Origin of the sequence: Microbacterium sp. CPCC 204701 (assembly GCF_004010105.1) — a bacterium.
GTDB lineage: Bacteria > Actinomycetota > Actinomycetes > Actinomycetales > Microbacteriaceae > Microbacterium.
Map to the genome: position 1 here is coordinate 1 of NZ_RRYE01000297.1, position 3,760 is coordinate 3,760.

The 3,760-nt window shown below is 70.2% G+C and carries 5 protein-coding genes; 1 reads left to right on the plus strand and 4 read right to left on the minus strand.

Annotated features, from left to right (window positions below; all coding sequences use genetic code 11):
• Positions 1–82: 82 nt before the first annotated feature.
• On the plus strand, positions 83–247 hold the full coding sequence (locus EIO58_RS18900; RefSeq protein ID WP_164861725.1) for a hypothetical protein: 165 nt from the start codon (positions 83–85) through the stop codon (positions 245–247).
• A gap of 25 nt (positions 248–272) precedes the next feature.
• Here EIO58_RS18900 and EIO58_RS14220 read toward each other — a convergent pair whose 3' ends face one another.
• The 4 genes from EIO58_RS14220 to EIO58_RS14235 form a co-directional block, all read right to left on the minus strand.
• On the minus strand, positions 273–764 hold the full coding sequence (locus EIO58_RS14220) for an NUDIX hydrolase (RefSeq protein ID WP_164861726.1): 492 nt from the start codon (positions 762–764) through the stop codon (positions 273–275).
• A gap of 25 nt (positions 765–789) precedes the next feature.
• Positions 790–1,674, minus strand: coding sequence for a TatD family hydrolase (locus EIO58_RS14225; protein ID WP_127820082.1), 885 nt, complete (start codon positions 1,672–1,674; stop codon positions 790–792).
• Positions 1,674–3,248, minus strand: coding sequence for a methionine--tRNA ligase (gene metG, locus EIO58_RS14230; protein WP_127820083.1), 1,575 nt, complete (start codon positions 3,246–3,248; stop codon positions 1,674–1,676). The genes EIO58_RS14225 and metG overlap by 1 nt, the downstream gene beginning before the upstream one ends.
• A 94-nt stretch (positions 3,249–3,342) precedes the next feature.
• On the minus strand, positions 3,343–3,760 hold a 418-nt coding region (locus EIO58_RS14235; protein ID WP_240658873.1), incomplete at its 5' end, for an SAM-dependent methyltransferase.

The window sequence follows — 3,760 nt, forward strand, 5'->3', positions numbered from 1 at the left end:
AGCCGTCGAAAGCCGTCGTGGCCGATCGTAGCCATGTCGAGGGTGGGTCACCCGGACCGTCCCCTCGAAGAGGGAATGACAGATGTACCACGACCTGCGCAACACCGACCATGAGGCGTCGACCGAAGGAGGACGCGAGCCGCTCGCCCTGCAGTCCGATTCCAGTCCCCGCCAGGGGTTCTGGAGCAGCCTCGCGGACGTGCTGCTGTCGATGCCGGCGGGCGTCGGCATCCGCATCGGCGGCTGATCGCCTCGGCGTGCGCCCGCGACGGTCAACGACCGGCGGCCCGGGCAAGCGCGTCCCCGAGGATCGCGAGGCGCTCTACCCACGGCCCCGCCATTCGTCCGCCGTCGCAGAGCCGGTGCACTTCTGCGAGCGTCACCCATGCGGCATCGGACACCTCATCAGGATCCAGCACGAGGCCAGTGGCCTGTCGCACACGGGTCACATAGAGGTCGAGGAGTGCGGATTCCTCCGTGACGCGGCCGACCGGCTCGAGCGAGTCCGCAGGCACCTCCAATCCGGTCTCCTCGCGGAGTTCGCGCACCGCGGCGTCGACACTCGTCTCTCCGGCAAGTGCGCTCCCGGCCGGAAACTCCCAGCTCAGCGGCCAGTCCTTCGTCACCGCGCGCCGGGTGATCAGCACCAGGCCGTCAGCACGCACGACGCAGACGGCCGAAACGAGGTGGAACAACCCGTCAGGAAAGTCGGGGTCGCCGCGACGGTGGGTTCGCCCGGTGGGCGTGCCCGCGGCGTCCGTCACGTCCCATAGCTCACCTTCCACCGGCTCAGTCCTCGAACGGGCCGTAGGCCGCGAGCGTGTTGGCCGCCACCTGCGCGCACAGCTCGTCGAGATCCACGCCGAGCTCGGCGGCCATGAAGCGCACGGTCACAGGGATCAGATACGGCGCGTTCGGGCGGCCGCGGTGCGGCGTCGGCGTGAGGAACGGGGCATCCGTCTCTGCCAGGATCCGCTCGCGCGGCGTCACCTTGAGCGCATCGCGCAGATTCTGGGCGTTCTTGAACGTGATGTTGCCGGCGAACGACAGGTAGTAGCCGCGCTCCGCGGCGATCGTCGCCATCTCGGCGTCGCCCGAGAAGCAGTGGAACACCGTGCGATCGGGCGCACCCACCCGCTCGAGCGTCTCGAGCACCGCGTCGTGCGCGTCGCGGTCGTGGATCTGCATCGCGATGCCGTGCTTCTTCGCCAGCGCGATGTGCGCCTCGAAGCTCTCGAGCTGCGCGGGCCGGCCGTCGTCGTCGGTGCGGAAGAAGTCCAGGCCCGTCTCGCCGATGGCCCGCACGCGCGGCTGCGCGGCAAGCTCGTCGATCACCGAGATCGCCTCGTCGAGGCGGCCGGCAGCGGCATACGCCGGCGCCTCGTTCGGGTGGATCGCGACCGCCGCCAGAACACGCGGGTGGGATGCCGCAGCCCATGCGGACCACCGGCTCGACTCGATGTCGCCCCCGGCCTGCACGACGCCGATCACGCCGACCGCGCCGGCGCGCTCGAGCTGCTCGTCGAGCGAGAGCCCCACCTCGCCGTCCTCGATCTCGAGGTGGGTGTGGTTGTCGTACACCGGCACCGTGAGCGGCTCGGGCGCGTCCGGCCAGCGCACATCGCGCGTGCCGTCCTGCGAGCGCGTGCGCACGTAGTTGCTGGGGTCCGTCATCACACCGACTGCTCGACGCGCGGGAAGAGCGGGGCCAGGCCGTTCACCGACGTCCCGGGCTTGAGCACACCCCACGCGCCGGCCTCGCGGATCGGCTGGGCGTGCAGCCGGCCGATCGACTCGGCCGCTCCGAGGGCGATCCACAGCTTCTCGGTGGACGAGGGCATCACCGGCGACAGCAGCACCGCGAGGGCGCGCAGCCCCTCGGCGGCCGTGTAGAGCACCGTCCCCAGCCGCGACCGCTGGGCGTCGTCCTTCGCGAGGGCCCACGGCTCGTTCTCGGTGATGTACAGGTTGAGCGCGTCGACGATCGTCCAGATCGACGAGATCGCCTCATCGATGCGGAACCGCTCGATCGCGGCGTCGGCCGCGGCTGCGGCATCCGACACCGTCTTCTGGATGCGCAGGTCTGCCTCGGCGTACGTCGCCGGCGGCGGCACGACGCCCTCGAAGTAGCGCTCGATCATCGCGGTCGTGCGCGAGGCGAGGTTGCCGAAGCCGTTCGCGAGCTCGGCCTGGTAGCGCGCCGACAGGTCTTCCCACGAGAAAGAGCCGTCCTGCCCGAACGCGATCGCCGAGAGGAAGTAGAACCGGTACGCGTCCGATCCGAAGACGTCGGTGATCTCGGTGGGCGCGATGCCGGTGAGCTTCGACTTCGACATCTTCTCGCCGCCGACCAGCAGCCAGCCGTGCGCGAAGACGCCCTGGGGGACGTCGACGCCGGCGGCCATCAGCATCGCGGGCCAGATCACCGCGTGGAAGCGGAGGATGTCTTTGCCGACGACGTGGTAGGCCGGCCAGCGGCGCTCGAACTGCTCGGGGTCCTCGCCGTAGCCGACGGCCGTGGCGTAGTTGAGCAGCGCGTCGACCCAGACGTAGATGACGTGCGACTCGTCCCACGGCAGCGGGATGCCCCAGTCGAAGGCCGAACGCGAGATCGAGAGGTCCTTCAGACCCGAGCGGACGAACGAGACCACCTCGTTGCGCGCGCTTTCGGGCTGCACGAAGCCGGACTGGTACAGCTCGAGCAGGCGGTCCTGGAACTCGCTGAGCTTGAAGAAGTAGTTCTTCTCCTGCAGCAGCTCCAGCGGCTTGGAGTGGATCGCGCAGACCTTGAGGCCCTCGAACGGTCCCGTGCCGTCGACGATCTCGGACTCGGGCTTGAACTCCTCGCAGCCGACGCAGTACAGCGCCTCGTACTCGCCCGCGTAGATGTAGCCGCGGTCGTAGATGGCCTGCACGAACGCCTTGACGCGCTCCTCGTGGCGGGGCTGAGTCGTGCGGATGAAGTCGTCGTTGGCGACGTCGAGCGTCTTCAGCAGCGGGAACCACGACTCGCTCACGAGCTTGTCGACCCACTCCTGCGGCGTGACGCCGTTCGCGCTGGCGGCCCGCAGCATCTTCTGGCCGTGCTCGTCGGTGCCCGTCAGCATCCACGTGTCGTCGCCCGCCTGGCGGTGCCAGCGCGCGAGCGTGTCGACGGCCACGGTCGTGTAGCCGTGGCCGATGTGGGGCACGTCGCTCGGGTAGTAGATCGGCGTCGTGATGTAGAAGGACGAAGGGCCGGAGGTCACTCGAAGATTCTAGTCAGCGGGGATGCCGCGCCCGCCGCTGTGACGGGAGGCCCCCGGGCATGCGCTCCCGGCGGCCGCTTCGTAACACGAGCGGTCAAACGCGGGCGGCGAGTGCGGCCTGGTACAGCTCGCGGCGCGAGTGCCCGGTCGCACCCGAGACCTCGGCGGCGGCATCCTTGAGGCGCATGCCGGTCCGCACCAGCTCGAGCACGTGCGCCACAGCGTCGGCAAACGCGATGCCGCGCGCCGCGGCTCCGGCCACCACGATCACGACCTCGCCGCGCACTCCGCCCTCGGCCCACTCGACGAGCTCGGCGAGGGTCCCCCGGGCGACCTCCTCGTGCAGCTTCGTCAGCTCGCGGCACACGGCCGCGCGCCGCTCCGCGCCGAATTCGGCGGCCATGTCGGCGAGAGTCGCGGCCACGCGCGACGGCGCCTCGAAGAACACCATCGTCCGCGGCTCGCCGCCGAGCGCGCGGAACGCCGCGAGGCGCTCGCCCTGCTTGCGCCCC